This is a genomic window from Streptomyces sp. NPDC101118, assembly GCF_044759445.1.
In the GTDB taxonomy this organism is placed as follows: Bacteria; Actinomycetota; Actinomycetes; order Streptomycetales; family Streptomycetaceae; genus Streptomyces.
Window position 1 is genome coordinate 55483 of sequence record NZ_JBIVZG010000003.1, and the last position, 15023, is coordinate 70505.

The window sequence follows — 15023 nt, forward strand, 5'->3', positions numbered from 1 at the left end:
GGGTCGAAGCCTGAAAGAGCGTCAGGGGACGGCACGCAGGCAGTCAGCAGCAGCGCCGGGCCGCAGGAGGCATCAGCCATGACCGAGCTCGTGGAACACGGAAAGCTGTTCATCGGCGGGGAGTGGGCCGACCCGCTGGGCAGCGGGACCATCGAGGTCGTCTCGCCCCATACCGAGCAGGTCATCGGCCGCGTCCCGCACGCCTCCACCGCCGATGTGGACCGCGCGGTGGCGGTCGCCCGCAAGGCCTTCGACGAGGGCCCCTGGCCCCGCATGACCCTCGGCGAGCGGATCGCGGTCGTCACCCGCATCAAGGACGCCATCGCCGTCCGGCACGAGGAGATCGCCCGCTCCATCAGCTCCCAGAACGGCTCCCCGTACTCCTGGAGCGTCCTCGCCCAGGCACTCGGCCCGATGATGGTCTACGACGCCGCCATCACCGTCGCCCGCGACTACCCGTACGAGGAGCGCCGCGCCGGCGTGCTCGGCCCGATCCTGGTCCGTCGCGAGCCGGTGGGCGTCGTCGCGGCCGTCATCCCCTGGAACGTCCCGCAGTTCGTGGCCGCCGCCAAGCTGGCGCCCGCGCTGCTCACCGGCTCCTGCGTGATCCTCAAGCCCTCGCCCGAGGCGCCCCTGGACTCCTACATCCTGGCCGACATCGCCCGCGAGGCCGGGCTGCCGGAGGGCGTGCTGTCGATCCTGCCCGCCGACCGCGAGGTCAGCGAGTACCTCGTCGGGCACCCCGGCGTCGACAAGGTCGCCTTCACCGGCTCCGTCGCGGCGGGCAAGCGGGTGATGGAGGTCGCCGCCCGCAACCTCACCCGGGTCACCCTCGAACTCGGCGGCAAGTCCGCCGCCGTGATCCTCCCGGACGCCGACCTGGAGTCCACCGTGGCCGGGATCATCCCCGCGGCCTGGATGAACAACGGCCAGGCCTGCGTGGCCCAGACCCGGATCCTCGCCCCGCGCAGCCGCTACGACGAGATCGCCGAGGCCCTCGCCGCCGCGGCCGGCGCCCTGGTGGTCGGCGACCCCCTCGACCCCGCCACACAGCTCGGCCCGCTGGTCGCCCGGCGCCAGCAGAAGCGGTCCCTCGACTACATCAAGATCGGCCAGGACGAGGGCGCCAAGGTCCTCACCGGCGGCGGCGTCCCGGCCGGGCAGGAGCGGGGCTGGTACGTCGAGCCGACCCTGCTGGGCAGCGTCGACAACGGCATGCGGGTGGCCCGCGAGGAGATCTTCGGCCCGGTGGTCTGCCTGCTGCCCTACGGGGACGAGGCCGAGGCGGCGAAGATCGCCAACGACTCCGACTTCGGCCTCAGCGGCAGCGTGTGGACCGGGGACGTCGAGCACGGCATCGACTTCGCGCGCCGGGTGCGGACGGGCACGTACAACGTCAACACCTTCAGCCTCGACATGATGGGCCCCTTCGGCGGCTACAAGAACAGCGGCGTGGGCCGCGAGTTCGGTCCCGAGGGCCTGGGCGAGTACCTGGAGCACAAGATGATCCACCTGCCCGCCGGGTACGCGCCAGCCGCTGACGCGGCGGGCGGTGCCTGATGGGCGACCGCTGGCACGTCGAGGTGGACCGGGGCGTCTGCATCGGCTCCGGCATGTGCGTCAACCACGCCCCGGACGGCTTCCGCCTGGACACCGCCCGCCAGTCCCACCCGGTCGCACCGGACACGGACGCCAGCGAGCCGGTCCTCACGGCGGCGGAGGGCTGCCCCGTCGAAGCGATCATGATCACCCTCCTGGAGTCGGGCGAGCCGGTCTTCCCGCCGGAGGAGTAGCCCCGGCCCCCGGACCAGACCCCCGCCCGCCGTCACCCCTTTGGCGGCGGGCGGGCCCGGGCGTCCGGGTGGTCCCGGTCAGTACGGCGACGGGGTGGCCAGTGCGTCGGCCGCGTCCAGAGCGAGCTGCCACGGGAAGTCCGGTACGTGGTCCTCGCCGGGCGGGTTGGGGTGGAAGCCGTTCTCGCCGTACAGGACGCGCACGCCCGCGTTGTGCAGGGTGGCCAGGCTCTGCTCGAACTGCGGGTGCCGGTCCAGCGCCGTGTTCACGCACGGCATCACGGCCATGGGCGTGCCCTTGCCCATCGCCTCGGCCGCCACGCCGACCACGAAGCTGTCGGTGATCCCGAGGGCCAGGGCGTTGACCGAGTTGAAGGTGGCGGGCGCGAAGAGGACCGCGTCGGGCACGGGCCACAGGTCGGGCTCGCCGGGGCGCCGGTACCGGCTGCGTACGGGGTGGCCGGTCAGCGCGGCGAGCCCCTCGATGCCCCCGGCCACCCATTCGGCGGCCGACGGGGTCAGCCCCAGGCACACGTCCCAGCCCCTGGCCTGGGCCTCCTCCACGACCCGGGCCACGTCGAACAGCGGCGGGGCGGCGGAACAGAACAGATACAGGGTGCGCGTCATGAGCATCAGTTGATCACACAGATGATGCGGGCCCGTCAAGAGCCGGGGGGTTCCGGCCACGCCCCGGGCGGGGTCCCCGCCGGGGTCGGACCCCGCCCACAGGGGCGCGGCCGAGGGCTCCGGCGCCGCAGGGCCGGAGCGCAGCCGGCGGCCCCCGACGCCGCAGGACCGGAGCGCAGCCGTCAGGCCCCCGGCGCCGCGGGACCGGAGCGCAGCCGGCGGCCCGTGACGCCGCAGGACCGGAGCGCAGCCGTCAGGCCCCCGGCCGCTCCGGTGCCGTGAGGTCGATCAGCCGGCAGACCGTCTCGATGTCGATCTTCACCTGGGCGATGGACGCGCGGCCCGAGAGCCAGGTGATCAGCGCCGAGTGCCAGGTGTGCTCGATGACGCGGACCGCCGACAACTGCTCTGCCGTCGGCGGCGCGTCCAGCCCCATCGCGTCCAGGATGATCGCGGTCGTCAGCCGGGAGACGGTGTCCACCTCGGGCGAGACGCTCCGGTCGGCGAAGGTCAGCGCCCGGACCATCGCGTCCGCCAGGTGCGGCTCGCGCTGGAGGGCCCGGAAGGCCCGCATCAGGGTCTCGGCGACCCGCTCCGACGCGCTCTCGCCCGCCGGGGGCCGCTTCCGCAGCGTGGTGTGCATGTGCTGGAGCTGGTCCTGCATCGTCGCCACCAGCAGGTGCACCTTGGACGGGAAGTAGCGGTACAACGTGCCCAGCGCGACGTTCGAGGACTCCGCGACCTCGCGCATCTGCACGGCGTCGAACCCGCCCCGGCTCGCCAGCTGCGCGCTCGCGTGCAGGATCCGTCGGCGACGGGCCTCCTGGCGCTCAGTCAGGGGCGGGGACGCCGCAGTGGCGGCTCTGGCTTCCGCTGTCATATGTCCCATTCCATGGCCTTCGCCGGACACGGCCCCGTGCGGCTCCGCGCCTCAGCATGTCAGGAGCGCCGGTGGTGGCGCGAATCACCTGCTCCGCCTCTTACGGTGTGGTTTCCGGCCGGTAGATTCAATGCTCCTCGACGGATCAAGTCTGAAACTTGTTCTACATTATCCGAGCGGTTACGCTCCGGCGAAAGTGCAGTGAGAAGGGGGCCGAGAGTGTCCGCTGAGGCCATGGTGACGAGCCCTTTCGCGGGTTCCGCCACTGACGGCGACCGCCCGTTGCGCATCGCACTCCTCACGTACAAGGGGAACCCGTTCTGCGGGGGACAGGGCGTCTACGTCCGCCACCTCTCACGCGAGCTGGCCCGCCTCGGACACACCGTCGAGGTCATCGGCGCGCAGCCCTATCCCGTGCTCGACCCCGAGGACGGACAGACCCTCACCGAGCTGCCCAGCCTCGACCTCTACCGCCAGCCGGACCCGTTCCGCACGCCCAAGCGCGACGAGTACCGGGACTGGATCGACGCGCTGGAGGTCGCCACCATGTGGACCGGCGGCTTCCCCGAGCCGCTGACCTTCTCGCTCCGCGCCCGCCGCCACCTGGCCGCCCGCCGCGGCGAGTTCGACGTCATCCACGACAACCAGACCCTCGGGTACGGGCTGCTCGGCGCCCTCGGCGCCCCCCTGGTGACCACCATCCACCACCCGATCACCGTCGACCGGCAGCTGGAGCTCGACGCCGCGAAGGACCGCAAGAAGCGCGCCTCCGTGCGGCGTTGGTACGCCTTCACGCGCATGCAGAAGCGGGTCGCCCGCCGGCTGCCGTCCGTGCTCACCGTCTCCGGCTCCTCCAAGCAGGAGATCGCCGACCACCTCGGCGTCCGCGGCGACCGCATCCACGTCGTGCACATCGGCGCCGACACCGAGCTGTGGTCGCCCGACGCGTCCGTCGCCGAGGTCCCGGGCCGGATCGTCACCACCTCCAGCGCCGACGTACCGCTCAAGGGCCTCGTCTACCTGATCGAGGCCCTCGCCAAGCTGCGCACCGAACGCCCCGACGCCCACCTCGTGGTCGTCGGCAAGCGCGCCGAGCGCGGGCCCGTCGCCCGCGCCATCGAGAAGTACGGGCTCCAGGACGCCGTACGGTTCGTCAAGGGCGTCACCGACGCCGAACTCGTGGACCTCGTCCGCAGCGCCGAGGTCGCCTGCGTGCCCTCCCTCTACGAGGGCTTCTCGCTGCCCGCGGCCGAGGCCATGGCCACCGGCACCCCCCTGGTCGCCACCACCGGCGGGGCCATCCCCGAGGTGGCCGGCCCCGACGGCGAGACCTGCCTGGCCGTGCCGCCCGGCGACGCGGGCGCCCTGGCGGCCGCGCTCGGCCGGCTGCTCGGCGACCCGGAGCTGCGCGCCGCGCTCGGCACCGCGGGGCGCGAGCGGGTTCTCGCCAACTTCACGTGGGCCAAGGCCGCCGAAGGCACCGTCGCCCACTACCGTGCCGCCATCGCCGCGGCCGGCGCCCGCCGCGCCACCACGACTCGCTGACGCCCAGCCCCACCCTCACACCACGCGAAAGCAGGCCGCCCCCGTGCTGACCGTCGACTTCTCCCGGTTCCCGCTCGCCGCAGGAGACCGTGTGCTCGACCTGGGCTGCGGCGCAGGCCGGCACGCCTTCGAGTGCTACCGGCGCGGCGCCCAGGTCGTCGCCCTCGACCGCAACGGCGAGGAGATCCGCGAGGTCGCCAAGTGGTTCGCCGCGATGAAGGAGGCCGGCGAGGCCCCGGCCGGCGCGACGGCCACCGCGATGGAGGGCGACGCGCTGGCGCTGCCGTTCCCCGACGACTCCTTCGACGTCGTGATCATCTCCGAGGTCATGGAGCACATCCCCGACGACAAGGGCGTGCTCGCCGAGATGGTCCGCGTGCTCAAGCCCGGCGGCCGGATCGCCATCACCGTGCCCCGCTACGGCCCCGAGAAGATCTGCTGGGCGCTCAGCGACGCGTACCACGAGGTCGAGGGCGGCCACATCCGCATCTACAAGGCCGACGAGCTGCTCGGCAAGATGGAGGCGGCGGGCCTCAAGCCGTACGGCACCCACCACGCCCACGGCCTGCACTCGCCGTACTGGTGGCTCAAGTGCGCCTTCGGCGTCGACAACGACAAGGCGCTGCCGGTCCGCGCGTACCACAAGCTGCTGGTCTGGGACATCATGAAGAAGCCCCTCGCCACCCGCCTCGCCGAGCAGGCCCTCAACCCGGTCATCGGCAAGAGCTTCGTGGCGTACGCGACCAAGCCCCACCTCCCCGTCGACGCCGCCGGCGCGGCCAAGTGAGCACTCCCGGACGTACCGAACACCTGGTCCTGCCGGGTGTCCTGACGGCCGAACAGGCCGTCGAGACCGTCGCGGGCATCCTCGCCGTCCAGCGCGAGGACGGCGCCATACCCTGGTTCCGCGGCCACCACCTGGACCCGTGGGACCACACCGAGGCCGCCATGGCCCTGGACGCGGCCGGCGAACACGACGCCGCCGCCCGCGCCTACGAGTGGCTCGCCCGGCACCAGAACGCCGACGGCTCCTGGTACGCCGCCTACGCCGACCGCCCCGAGGGCGTGGACACCGCCGAACCCCAGGACGCGGGCAAGGAGTCCAACTTCACCGCGTACGTCGCCGTCGGCGTGTGGCACCACTACCTCGCCACCGGCGACGACGCCTTCGTCGACCGCATGTGGCCCTGCGTCTACGCGGCCGTCGAGTTCGTCCTCGGGCTCCAGCAGCCCGGCGGCGAGATCGGCTGGAAGCGCGAGGCCGACGGCACGGCCGTCAACGACGCGCTGCTCACCGGCTCCTCCTCCATCCACCAGGCCCTGCGCTGCGCCCTGGCCATCGCCGAGCACCGCGAGGAGCCCCAGCCGGACTGGGAGCTCGCCGCGGGCGCGCTCGCCCACGCGATCCGCCGCCACCCCGAGCGCTTCCTCGACAAGAGCCGCTACTCGATGGACTGGTACTACCCGGTCCTCGGCGGCGCCCTGACGGGAGCCGAGGCCAGGGAGCGGATCGACGGGCGCTGGGACGAGTTCGTGGTCCCCGGCCTCGGTGTGCGCTGCGTGCTGCCGAACCCGTGGGTCACCGGCGGCGAGAGCTGCGAACTGGCCCTCGCCCTCTGGGCGACGGGCGAGTCCGACCGGGCGCTGGAGATCCTGCGCGCCATCCGCCACCTGCGGGCGGAGAACGGCATGTACTGGACGGGCTACGTCTTCGAGGACCAGGCCGTCTGGCCGGTCGAGCAGACCACCTGGACGGCCGGTTCCCTGCTGCTGGCGGTCGCCGCCCTCGGCGGCGACGAGGCCACCACCGCCGTCTTCGGCGGCACCCGCCTGCCGTCGGGACTGGCCCCGGAGTGCTGCCGGTAGCCGGCCGACTGCGATGATCTTGGAGGGCCCGGCCGGTGCCGGGCCCTCCGTCATGCGGGCCCCCGGCCGGAGGCCCGCGCCGTCGACCGCTCTGGGGGGAGCACTGTGCGCATACCCGGAGGACGTCTACCGGGGCCGCACGGCGTACGTCATCGAGCCGGCGGAACTGAAGCCGCTGCCCCGCTGCTGAGGCCCCGCCCCGGCGGGCTCACTGCCCGCCCGGGGTCACCAGGCCCGACTCGTACGCGGCGATGACGAGTTGGGCGCGGTCGCGGGCGTGGAGCTTCGTCATCGCGCGGTTCACGTGCGTCTTCGCCGTCATCGGGGTGATCACCATGCGGGCGGCGATCTCGTCGTTCGACAGGCCCCGCGCCACCAGCTCCACCGCCTCCCGCTCGCGGTTCGTCAGCTCCGCCAGGCCCGCCGGACCCGCCCCGGCGGGCGGTGCCGGCGGCCGGGCCACGTATCGGTCGATCAGCTTGCGCGTGATCGACGGCGCCAGCAGCGCGTCGCCGCGCGCCGCCACCCGCACCGCGTGCAGCAGGTCGTCCGGCACGATGTCCTTCACCAGGAACCCGGCCGCGCCGGCGCGCAGCGCCTCGAAGACGTACTCGTCGAAGCCGTAGTTGGTCAGGATCACCACCCGCACCCCCGCCAGGGCCGGGTCCGCGGCGATCCGCCGGGTCGTCTCGATGCCGTCCATCACCGGCATCTGCACGTCCACCAGCGCGATGTCCGGACGGTGCTCCGCGGCCAGGGCCAGCCCCTCGCGCCCGTCGCCCGCCTCCGCCACCACCTCGATGTCGTCCTCCAGCCCGAGGAGCGCGCGGAACCCGCTGCGGATCAGCGGCTGGTCGTCCACCAGCAGCACCCGGATCACGAGGCACGCTCCACCGGCAGCTCCGCCTCCACGGTGAAGCCGCCCCCGCCGCGCGGCTCCGCCCGGAGGCTGCCGCCGAGGGCGGTGACCCGCTCCCGCATGCCGAGCAGCCCCGTGCCGGGCACCGGGGCGGCCTCCGGGGTGGCCCGGCCGTCGTCGTCCACGCGCACCGCCAGCGCGTCCGGGCGGTGGACGATGCGCACCGAGGCCGTGCCGGCCGCCGCGTGCCGGGCCACGTTGGTGAGGGACTCCTGGACGATCCGGTAGACCGTACGCTCCACCGCCGCCGGCACGTCCCGCGGCTGCCCCTCGACCGTCAGGCGCGCCTCCAGGCCGAACGTACGGGCGCCCTCCACCAGCTCCGGCACGTGCGCCAGGCCGCGCGGCGGGGCGGTGTCGTCGTCGCGCAGCGCCTCCAGCGTGGCCCGCAGCTCCCGGTTCGCCTCGCGCCCGGCCTCCTGGATGGCCAGCAGCGCCTCCGGCACCGGCTCGCCGCGCTTGCGCGCCACGTGCACCGCCACCTCGGCCTGCAGCTTCACGATCGAGATCTGGTGGGTCAGCGAGTCGTGCAGCTCCCGCGCGATGCGCAGCCGCTCCTCGTCCGCCCGCCGGCGCGCGGTCTCCTCCCGGGTCCGCTCCGCCTCCTCGGCCCGCGCCTCCGCCTGCCGCAGCGCCTCGCCGGCGGCCGCGGCCGCGATCAGCCAGGCCAGCTCCAGTGCCCCGCGGGCCCGCGCGAAGGCCTCACCCGTGCCGTGCAGGCCGGAGGCCAGGGCAGCGAGCGGGAGGGCGGCCAGCATGGCCAGGCTCGCGACGGCCGTGGCCCGCCGGTGCCCGGCCCGGACGGCCGCGTACACCGCGACCAGGAAGCCGACCACCGCCACGTCGAAGCCGGCGGCCTGGTACCCGACCGCACACAGCCCGGTGGTCGCGAGAACGGCCACCGGTGCCCGGCGGCGGGCGGCCAGGGCCAGTCCGCCACCCGCGAGCAGCAGGTAGCCGAGCAGGCCGCTGCCGTCGGCGGCGTGCCCGCCCGACAGCCCGGTCACCAGCAGCGCCGCCGCCACCCCGGCGGCCACGCCCCAGTCCGCGACGACGGCCGGCACCCGCACCCCACCTGTCCTCATGGCCGCACCCTAGCCCCGGGCCGCCGGGCGGCGAGTCGTGCCCGAGGACGAGGAACGGCTACCGCGGGCGCGGTACTCGGCCGGCCGCTGCCGCCGGCGCGGCAGCGCGAAGTGACCGCGCCCGTGGGACGCGCCGGGGGAGGGGCCGTCGGCACGATCGGTCTGGACGCGGCCCCGCTCCGGGGCCGCGACGACGTGGAGGAGGAACCGGGATGAACGCGTCGGGAGAACTGGTGATCGCCGTGGCCGGCGGGGCGATCGGGGACGGGCGGACCGGGTCCGTGGTCGCCGGGATCGTGGCGCTCGCCGCAGTGGGCCTGGGCGCCCTGGCCCGGGCCAGGGCGAAGGGCCGGCTCGGCCGCGGCCCCTGGCCGGCCGGCGGTACGGCGGCCCTGGCGGCCGCCCTGCTCGCCGTGGCCCTGGGCGTCCTCCACCTGGCCACGTCGACCGGCGGCTTCGGCACGGGCAACGGCCGCGCCGGCGCCATCGTGGCCATCCTCCTGGGCCTGCTGGGGGCGGGCCTGGGGTGGCGGGCCCGCACGGCCGGGCCGGCAGGGTCCGGGAGCCGCTGAGCCCGCCGCGAGCGGGCCGGCGCACCGCCCTGGCCCCGCGCCGGGCAGCGCACCGGCGTGCCGGCCGCGGACGCCCGTGCTGCCCACGGTGCGGGTGCGGTGCGGGTGCGGGTGCGGGTGCCGGGCAGGGCTAGGCGCGGCATGCTGGTGGGGTGCGCGAGCGCTTGGGGGGCCGGCGGGTTCCCCCGGCGTACGTGGCCGCGGGGCGGCGGGCGGTGCGGGTTGCGCTGGTCGCCATCTCCGGCTTCTACCTCTTCCTGTACGGCTTCGGCTGGGCCACCGCCGCCACCTACGCGCTGTTCTCCTCGGTCGCTCTGGCCGGCCTCTCCCGCATCCCCGGCACGGGCCGGCAGCGGGCCGCCGTGGTGCTGCGGGCGGTGCCGGTGTGCTGGGCGCTGGTCGTCGTGGGCACCTACCTGTCCGTACGGACCTGGAGCGCCGTGACCGGGATGCTCGTCATCGGCTTCGTGCTGGCCTTCGCCGCGATCGGCGGGCCGCGCCTGGCGGGAGCCGGGCCCGGGCTCCAGCTGCTGTACATCCTGCCGTCGTTCCCGCCGTACGATCCCGGCTCCCTCGGGGAGCGGCTCATCGGCACCACCGCCGGGCTGGCCCTGCTGGTGCTGGCCGAGGCGTTCCTCGTCCCCGAGCCGCCGCCGCCCTCCTACCGCGAACTGGCCGCGCGGGCCGCGGAGACCGCCGCCCGCCTCGCCCGCGAGGCGGCCGGTCCGACGGGCGCGGTCCCGGCCGGCGAGGTGCCGGCCGCGCACCGGGCGACCAGGGCGCTGCGGCCCCTGGAGGTGCCGGAGGCGGACCGTCCGGCCGGGCCGGGCGTACGGGAGCGGGGCCTCGCGCACACCGGGCTCGCGGCGCGCACGCTGCTCACCCGGCTGCTCGCCCTGCCGGCCGGGGCACGGGCGCCCGGCGACGCGGAGGTGCTGGAGGCCGTCGCCCGGCTGGCCGAGCGGACCGCCGGGCTCCTGCGGGAGCCGGGGACCGACACGGCCGAGGCGTACGGGGCGCTGGCCGCCGCCCGCGCCCGGCTGGCCGGGGCCGCGCCGGGCCACGCGCCGCCCGCCGTGCTGCGCCGGCAGGCCGCCGTACTGGAGGTGGCGGACGCCGCGCTGGCGATGGGCACGGCCGCCGGGCTCGCCGTACGGGGGCGGGCCGAGGTGCCGCAGGGGGCGGCGGGCCGGTTCTGGTACGCCGGGCTGCGGGCGCCCGTGCTGTGGTGGCACCGGGTCCAGGGGCACGCCGGGCGGCGCTCGGTGTTCTTCCAGAACGCGGTGCGGCTCTCCCTCGCGCTCGCCGCGGCCCGGCTGGTCGCCGGCCTGGACACCCTGCCGCACGGCTTCTGGGCGATGCTGGCCACCCTGAGCCTGACCCGCACCACGGTGGGCGACACCTGGAGCACGATCCGGGTCGCGCTGGCCGGCACCTTCGCCGGAGCGCTGTTCACCGCCGGGCTGCTGGTGCTGGGCGGCTCGCACACCGTCGTGTACGCGGTGGTGCTGCCGCTGTGGATGCTGTTCGCGTTCACCGTGGGGCCGGTGAAGGGCGTGGGGTGGGCGCAGGGGCTGTTCACCGTGCTGGTGGCGATGGTCTTCGCCCAACTGGACCCGGCGACCTGGCAGCTGGCCGAGTTCCGGGTGCTGGACGTGCTCATCGGCAGTGCGATCGGTGCCGTGTTCGGCCTGCTGGCCTGGCCCCGCGGCGCGCAGACCGAGCTGCGGCTCGCGGGGGCCGGGCTGCTGCGGAGGGCGGCCGAGACCGTGGTCGCGACCAGCGCGTCGGTCGCGACGGGCGGCGCCCCGCCGCCGGCGGACGGCCCCGCCACGTACCCCTCGCTGCGGCACGCCCTGGTCCTGGCCGAGTCGGCGTACGCGCAGTTCCAGAGCGAGCCGGTCCGCTTCGGGGGCGAGGCGGCCGGGGCGGGGCCGGCGGGTGGCGCGGCCGGCGCCCGGGGAACGGGAACCGCCACCGCCCACGCGCGATCCGCCACCGCCACCGGGCCCGGTGACGGCGGGTCCGGTGACGGCGAGTCGGGGGGCGGCGGGTCCGGTGGCAGCGGCGCGGGTGACGGCAGGTCGGGTGACGGCAGGTCGGGTGACGGCGGGTCGGAGTCCGGCGGCACAACGGCCGGCGTGACGACGCCCGACGGCTCCGCAGCCGACGGCGCAGCGGCGGGCCGGCGCGACGACGGCCACGGTTCACGTCGGCCGGCGACGGACTGGCAGGCCGTCCTGATGGCGGGTCACCACACCCTCTGGGGCGCGGACCGCCTCGCGCTGCCGCCCGCACCGGCGGCACCCCTCGGCCCCGAGGCCGCCGCCGCGCTGTCCCGCCTGGGGGACCGGGTCGCCGGGCGCATGCTGCTGGTCTCGGCCCGGCTGGACCCGGACGGCGACCCGGCGGGGGTGCCGCCCGTACCGCTCCGGGACCCGGGCTTCGCCGGGTTCTCCGCGGAGCCGCCGGACGCGGCCCGCCCGTACTACGCGACCGCCTCGTGGCTGGACGCGCTGATGGAGGACCTGGAGCGGATCACGGCTCCGGCGGGGAAGTCCGCGCCGCCGGAGCCGGAGACCTCGTGAGCGCCGGTCCGCTGATCAGAAACGACGGCCCAGCCAGCGGGCCAGGGTGTGGCCGACGAGGAGGTACACGACGGCGGCGAGGCCGTACCCCGCGACCACCCGGGCCCACTCGCGGTCGAAGGTGAACAGGTCGTACGACCAGCCGGCGAGCCAGGTGGCGGTGTCGTGCGTCCACTGCACCAGGTCGTTGGCCCGGTTCGCGCCGAGCAGGTAGAAGACGATCCACAGGACGATGACGAAGGCGAAGACGTCGGCGACGACGGCGACGATCCGTGCGGCCGTCGTGCCGGCTCCGCGTTGCGCGGTGTGTGCTGGCATGAGCCGCGTATTGCCGCAACCGCGGGGCCGAAACCCCCTCTTACGGCCGTACGCCGGGGCCCGCCGGGTGGCGGGGGTGGGCCGGGCGGGTGACGCTGCCGGTGGTGCGGCACCCCCGTGCGGCGCCGGTGAGCACCGTGTGATCCCGGAGGTTTCGACGTGCCCGAATCCAGAACCGCCTCGATCCGCCGCGGCTTCGTGGCGCTGCTCCTGTCCTGCGCCCTCCTGACGGGCGCGACCGCGTGCGGCGGCGACGACGAAGCGGCTGCGGTGGTCTCGCCGTCGAGCTCGGTGGAGCAGCAGAAGTTCGCCAAGACCCGGTTCGTCGCGAACGCGGGCCTGGCGGCCGGGGCCACCTACCAGTGGATCATCAAGCCGTACCGCGAGGGCAAGTTCAAGGAGGGCGCGGACGGGCGCAGGTTCGCGCTGGTCAAGGCGGGCCTGGCGGGCGCGTTCACGTACAACCGCCTGAAGGCGGCCGTGAACAACGCCAAGGCCGACCCGCTGCTGTCGAAGGCCGTCGCACCGCTGACGGCCGGCATCGAATCGCTGAAGGACCTCGGCACGAAGCTCCGCAAGGGCGAGGCCACCGAGGCCGACATCGGCAGCTTCCAGCAGGTCATCGACAACGTGAAGTCGGCGGGCGCGAGCGTCGGCGCCGAGGTCAGGGAGAAGGTACCGAGCGCCTCGGAACTCGGCGGCTGACGCCCGTACGCGGGTCAGGTGTTGAGGTCCGCCAGGACGCGCAGGGTGTGGGGGTCCGGGGCCGTGACCAGGAGGTCGGTGACCGGGCCCTTGCGCCAGAGGTCGAGGCGTTCGGCGATGCGCTCGCGCGGACCGACCAGGGAGATCTCGTCGGCGAAGGCGTCCGGTACGGCGAGCACCGCCTCCTCCTTGCGGCCGGCCAGGAACAGCTCCTGGATGCGCCGGGCCTCCGCCTCGTACCCCATGCGGGCCATCAGGTCCGCGTGGAAGTTGCGCGCCGCGTGGCCCATGCCGCCGATGTAGAAGCCCAGCATCGCCTTCACCGGCAGCAGACCCTCCGCCACGTCGTCGCAGACCCTGGCCCGGGCCATCGGGGCGATCATGAAGCCCTCCGGCAGGCCGGTGAGGGAGGCCTGGTAGACGTCCGTGCGGGTGGGCGACCAGTAGAGCGGGAGCCAGCCGTCCGCGATGCGGGTGGTCTGGGCGATGTTCTTCGGCCCCTCGGCGCCCAGCAGGACCGGCAGGTCCGCCCGCAGCGGGTGGGTGATGGGCTTCAGGGGCTTGCCGAGGCCGGTGCCGTCCCGGCCCGTGTACGGGTGGGTGTGGAAGCTGCCGTCCAGGGCGACCGGCGCCTCCCTGCGCAGCACCTGCCGGATCACGTCCACGTACTCGCGGGTGGCGGTCAGCGGGCTGCGCGGGAAGGGCCGCCCGTACCACCCCTCCACCACCTGGGGCCCGGACAGGCCGAGCCCGAGCATCATCCGGCCGCCGGAGAGGTGGTCCAGGGTGAGGGCGTGCATCGCGGTGGCCGTGGGGGTGCGGGCCGCCATCTGTGCGATGGCCGTGCCCAGCCTGATCCGGGAGGTGTGGGCGGCGATCCAGGTCAGCGGGGTGAAGGCGTCCGACCCCCAGGCCTCGGCGGTCCAGACCGAGTCGTAGCCGAGCCGCTCGGCCTCGACGGCCAGGTCGAGGTGGGCGGGGCTGGGGCCGCGCCCCCAGTAGCCGAGTGCGAGTCCGAGGCGCATGAGCTGTCCGTCCCCTCCGCGTAGCCGGTCGTCCCGTTCCCGCCCCCATTTCTGACGGGTCGTCAGCGGACTGTAGGGCAACGGCCCCCCACCCGGAAGGGCGGGGGGCCGTCGGCCGTACGGAGCTGCGCGCGGATCGGCAGCGGTCCTCTCGCGGATCAGCCGCGCTGGATCCCCGAGGTGTCCTGGAGGACGCCGCGGCGGCCGTCCTGCGTCTGCGCCACGAGCGAGGCGCCGCGCTGGTCCACGGCCAGGTACCAGGTGCCGGGGGCGAGTTCGGCGATCGGGGCCTGGGAGCCGTCCTCCGCGAACAGCGGCCGCGCGACCGGCACCGCGAACCAGAAGGCCGCGAACTCGGCCGCCGGGGCCTGCTGCTGGCCGAGGCCCTGCCCCTGGTCCTGCGGGGCGCCGTGCTGGGCGCCGATGTGCGGGTCGCCGGCCGGGCCCGCCTGGTGCTGCTCCGGACCGGGCTGGCCGCCGTACGGAGCGCCCTGCTGGCCGCCGTACGAGGGCTGGCCCGGGTACCCGTACCCGCCCTGCTGACCCGGCTGGCCGCCGAACGGCTGGGCCGGCTGCGCCGACGGGGCCGGCAGCAGCGCACCCTTGAGGGCGGGGACCTGCGCGCCGAAGACGGCGACACCGGCGAGCGCCAGGTTGCCGACGAACGCGATCACCGCACCCGCACCGAGGTCCGCGTTGCCGACCAGCAGCGCCCACAGCGAGGACCACAGCGCGGCCACGGCCAGCACCGTGCCCCAGTTCTCCAGGGAGAGTCCGGCGAGCTTCGGTGCGCTCGGCACGGCACGGCTCGCGACGATCAGGCCCGCTCCGATCAGCCCGGTCAGGAAGACGGCCGGGAGGACGATCCCGAGCCGGTCGGTGTCCCATGCGCTCGGCAGGTCGACCGCGGCACAGAAGCGGTCGGAAACCGCCCCGCAGTCGACGGAGTAGAAGTCGAGGAACGAGGCGATGAACAGCAGCACCGCTGCTCCGATCACCACGCCGTCGCCTCGAGTGAGGGAGCGGATGTTCACTTGGATGTCCTTCTCGGTCTCGGTCGTCTCGTGGTGCCACGGCCGCGTGTGAGGGTGCGGTCAGGT

Annotated in this window: 15 protein-coding genes; 8 read left to right on the forward strand and 7 right to left on the reverse strand. The window is 75.0% G+C overall.

What is annotated here, in order from left to right:
• The first annotated feature begins 78 nt into the window (after window positions 1-78).
• Both ACIQUQ_RS06270 and ACIQUQ_RS06275 read left to right on the forward strand, forming a co-directional pair.
• The gene (locus tag ACIQUQ_RS06270) at window positions 79-1560 is read left to right on the forward strand and encodes an aldehyde dehydrogenase (protein WP_403971929.1); all 1482 of its coding nucleotides are present in this window, start codon (window positions 79-81) and stop codon (window positions 1558-1560) included.
• The gene (locus tag ACIQUQ_RS06275) at window positions 1560-1793 is read left to right on the forward strand and encodes a ferredoxin (RefSeq protein WP_399951904.1); all 234 of its coding nucleotides are present in this window, start codon (window positions 1560-1562) and stop codon (window positions 1791-1793) included. Before ACIQUQ_RS06270 ends, ACIQUQ_RS06275 begins: the two co-directional genes overlap by 1 nt.
• A gap of 78 nt (window positions 1794-1871) precedes the next feature.
• Here ACIQUQ_RS06275 and ACIQUQ_RS06280 read toward each other — a convergent pair whose 3' ends face one another.
• On the reverse strand, window positions 1872-2420 hold the full coding sequence (locus ACIQUQ_RS06280) for a flavoprotein (protein WP_403971931.1): 549 nt from the start codon (window positions 2418-2420) through the stop codon (window positions 1872-1874).
• A 253-nt stretch (window positions 2421-2673) separates the two neighbouring features.
• Entirely contained in the window at window positions 2674-3300 is a 627-nt protein-coding gene (locus ACIQUQ_RS06285; RefSeq protein ID WP_403971933.1) for a TetR family transcriptional regulator, read from the reverse strand.
• Window positions 3301-3519: 219 nt separating this feature from the next.
• Between ACIQUQ_RS06285 and ACIQUQ_RS06290 the strand changes: the two genes are divergently transcribed.
• Genes ACIQUQ_RS06290 through ACIQUQ_RS06300 form a run of 3 tightly spaced genes read left to right on the forward strand, consistent with a single transcriptional unit; the run spans window position 3520 to window position 6711 of the window.
• A complete protein-coding gene (locus ACIQUQ_RS06290; RefSeq protein WP_403971935.1) occupies window positions 3520-4845 on the forward strand; it encodes a glycosyltransferase family 4 protein in 1326 nt (441 codons plus the stop codon).
• 43 nt (window positions 4846-4888) lie between these two features.
• Window positions 4889-5632, forward strand: a complete 744-nt coding sequence (locus tag ACIQUQ_RS06295; RefSeq protein ID WP_403971937.1) for a class I SAM-dependent methyltransferase — start codon at window positions 4889-4891, stop codon at window positions 5630-5632.
• Complete coding sequence (locus ACIQUQ_RS06300; protein WP_403971939.1) at window positions 5629-6711, forward strand: prenyltransferase/squalene oxidase repeat-containing protein; 1083 nt, start codon at window positions 5629-5631, stop codon at window positions 6709-6711. Before ACIQUQ_RS06295 ends, ACIQUQ_RS06300 begins: the two co-directional genes overlap by 4 nt.
• A 208-nt stretch (window positions 6712-6919) precedes the next feature.
• Here the strand turns inward: ACIQUQ_RS06300 and ACIQUQ_RS06305 are convergent, their stop codons facing one another.
• Entirely contained in the window at window positions 6920-7591 is a 672-nt protein-coding gene (locus ACIQUQ_RS06305) for a response regulator (RefSeq protein WP_403971941.1), read from the reverse strand.
• The gene (locus tag ACIQUQ_RS06310; RefSeq protein WP_403971943.1) at window positions 7588-8715 is read right to left on the reverse strand and encodes a sensor histidine kinase; all 1128 of its coding nucleotides are present in this window, start codon (window positions 8713-8715) and stop codon (window positions 7588-7590) included. Before ACIQUQ_RS06310 ends, ACIQUQ_RS06305 begins: the two co-directional genes overlap by 4 nt.
• A 212-nt stretch (window positions 8716-8927) precedes the next feature.
• Here ACIQUQ_RS06310 and ACIQUQ_RS06315 point away from each other — a divergent pair, with 212 nt between their 5' ends.
• Together ACIQUQ_RS06315 and ACIQUQ_RS06320 are read left to right on the forward strand one after the other, a co-directional pair.
• Window positions 8928-9287, forward strand: coding sequence for a DUF6223 family protein (locus ACIQUQ_RS06315; protein ID WP_403971945.1), 360 nt, complete (start codon window positions 8928-8930; stop codon window positions 9285-9287).
• Window positions 9288-9439: 152 nt separating this feature from the next.
• Window positions 9440-11875, forward strand: a complete 2436-nt coding sequence (locus ACIQUQ_RS06320; protein WP_403971947.1) for an FUSC family protein — start codon at window positions 9440-9442, stop codon at window positions 11873-11875.
• A 15-nt stretch (window positions 11876-11890) separates the two neighbouring features.
• On the opposite strand, the gene ACIQUQ_RS06325 is transcribed toward ACIQUQ_RS06320, so the two are convergent.
• Window positions 11891-12193, reverse strand: coding sequence for a hypothetical protein (locus tag ACIQUQ_RS06325; RefSeq protein ID WP_403660013.1), 303 nt, complete (start codon window positions 12191-12193; stop codon window positions 11891-11893).
• Window positions 12194-12352: 159 nt separating this feature from the next.
• On the opposite strand from ACIQUQ_RS06325, the gene ACIQUQ_RS06330 reads away from it, so the two are divergent.
• Window positions 12353-12898, forward strand: coding sequence for a hypothetical protein (locus ACIQUQ_RS06330; RefSeq protein ID WP_403971949.1), 546 nt, complete (start codon window positions 12353-12355; stop codon window positions 12896-12898).
• A 14-nt stretch (window positions 12899-12912) separates the two neighbouring features.
• Here the strand turns inward: ACIQUQ_RS06330 and ACIQUQ_RS06335 are convergent, their stop codons facing one another.
• Both ACIQUQ_RS06335 and ACIQUQ_RS06340 read right to left on the reverse strand, forming a co-directional pair.
• Window positions 12913-13923 carry an LLM class F420-dependent oxidoreductase gene (locus ACIQUQ_RS06335; protein ID WP_403971951.1) on the reverse strand — a complete coding sequence of 337 codons (1011 nt, stop codon included), beginning with the start codon at window positions 13921-13923 and terminating at the stop codon, window positions 12913-12915.
• Window positions 13924-14081: 158 nt separating this feature from the next.
• Window positions 14082-14957, reverse strand: a complete 876-nt coding sequence (locus ACIQUQ_RS06340; RefSeq protein WP_403971953.1) for a hypothetical protein — start codon at window positions 14955-14957, stop codon at window positions 14082-14084.
• Between the last annotated feature and the right edge of the window lie 66 nt (window positions 14958-15023).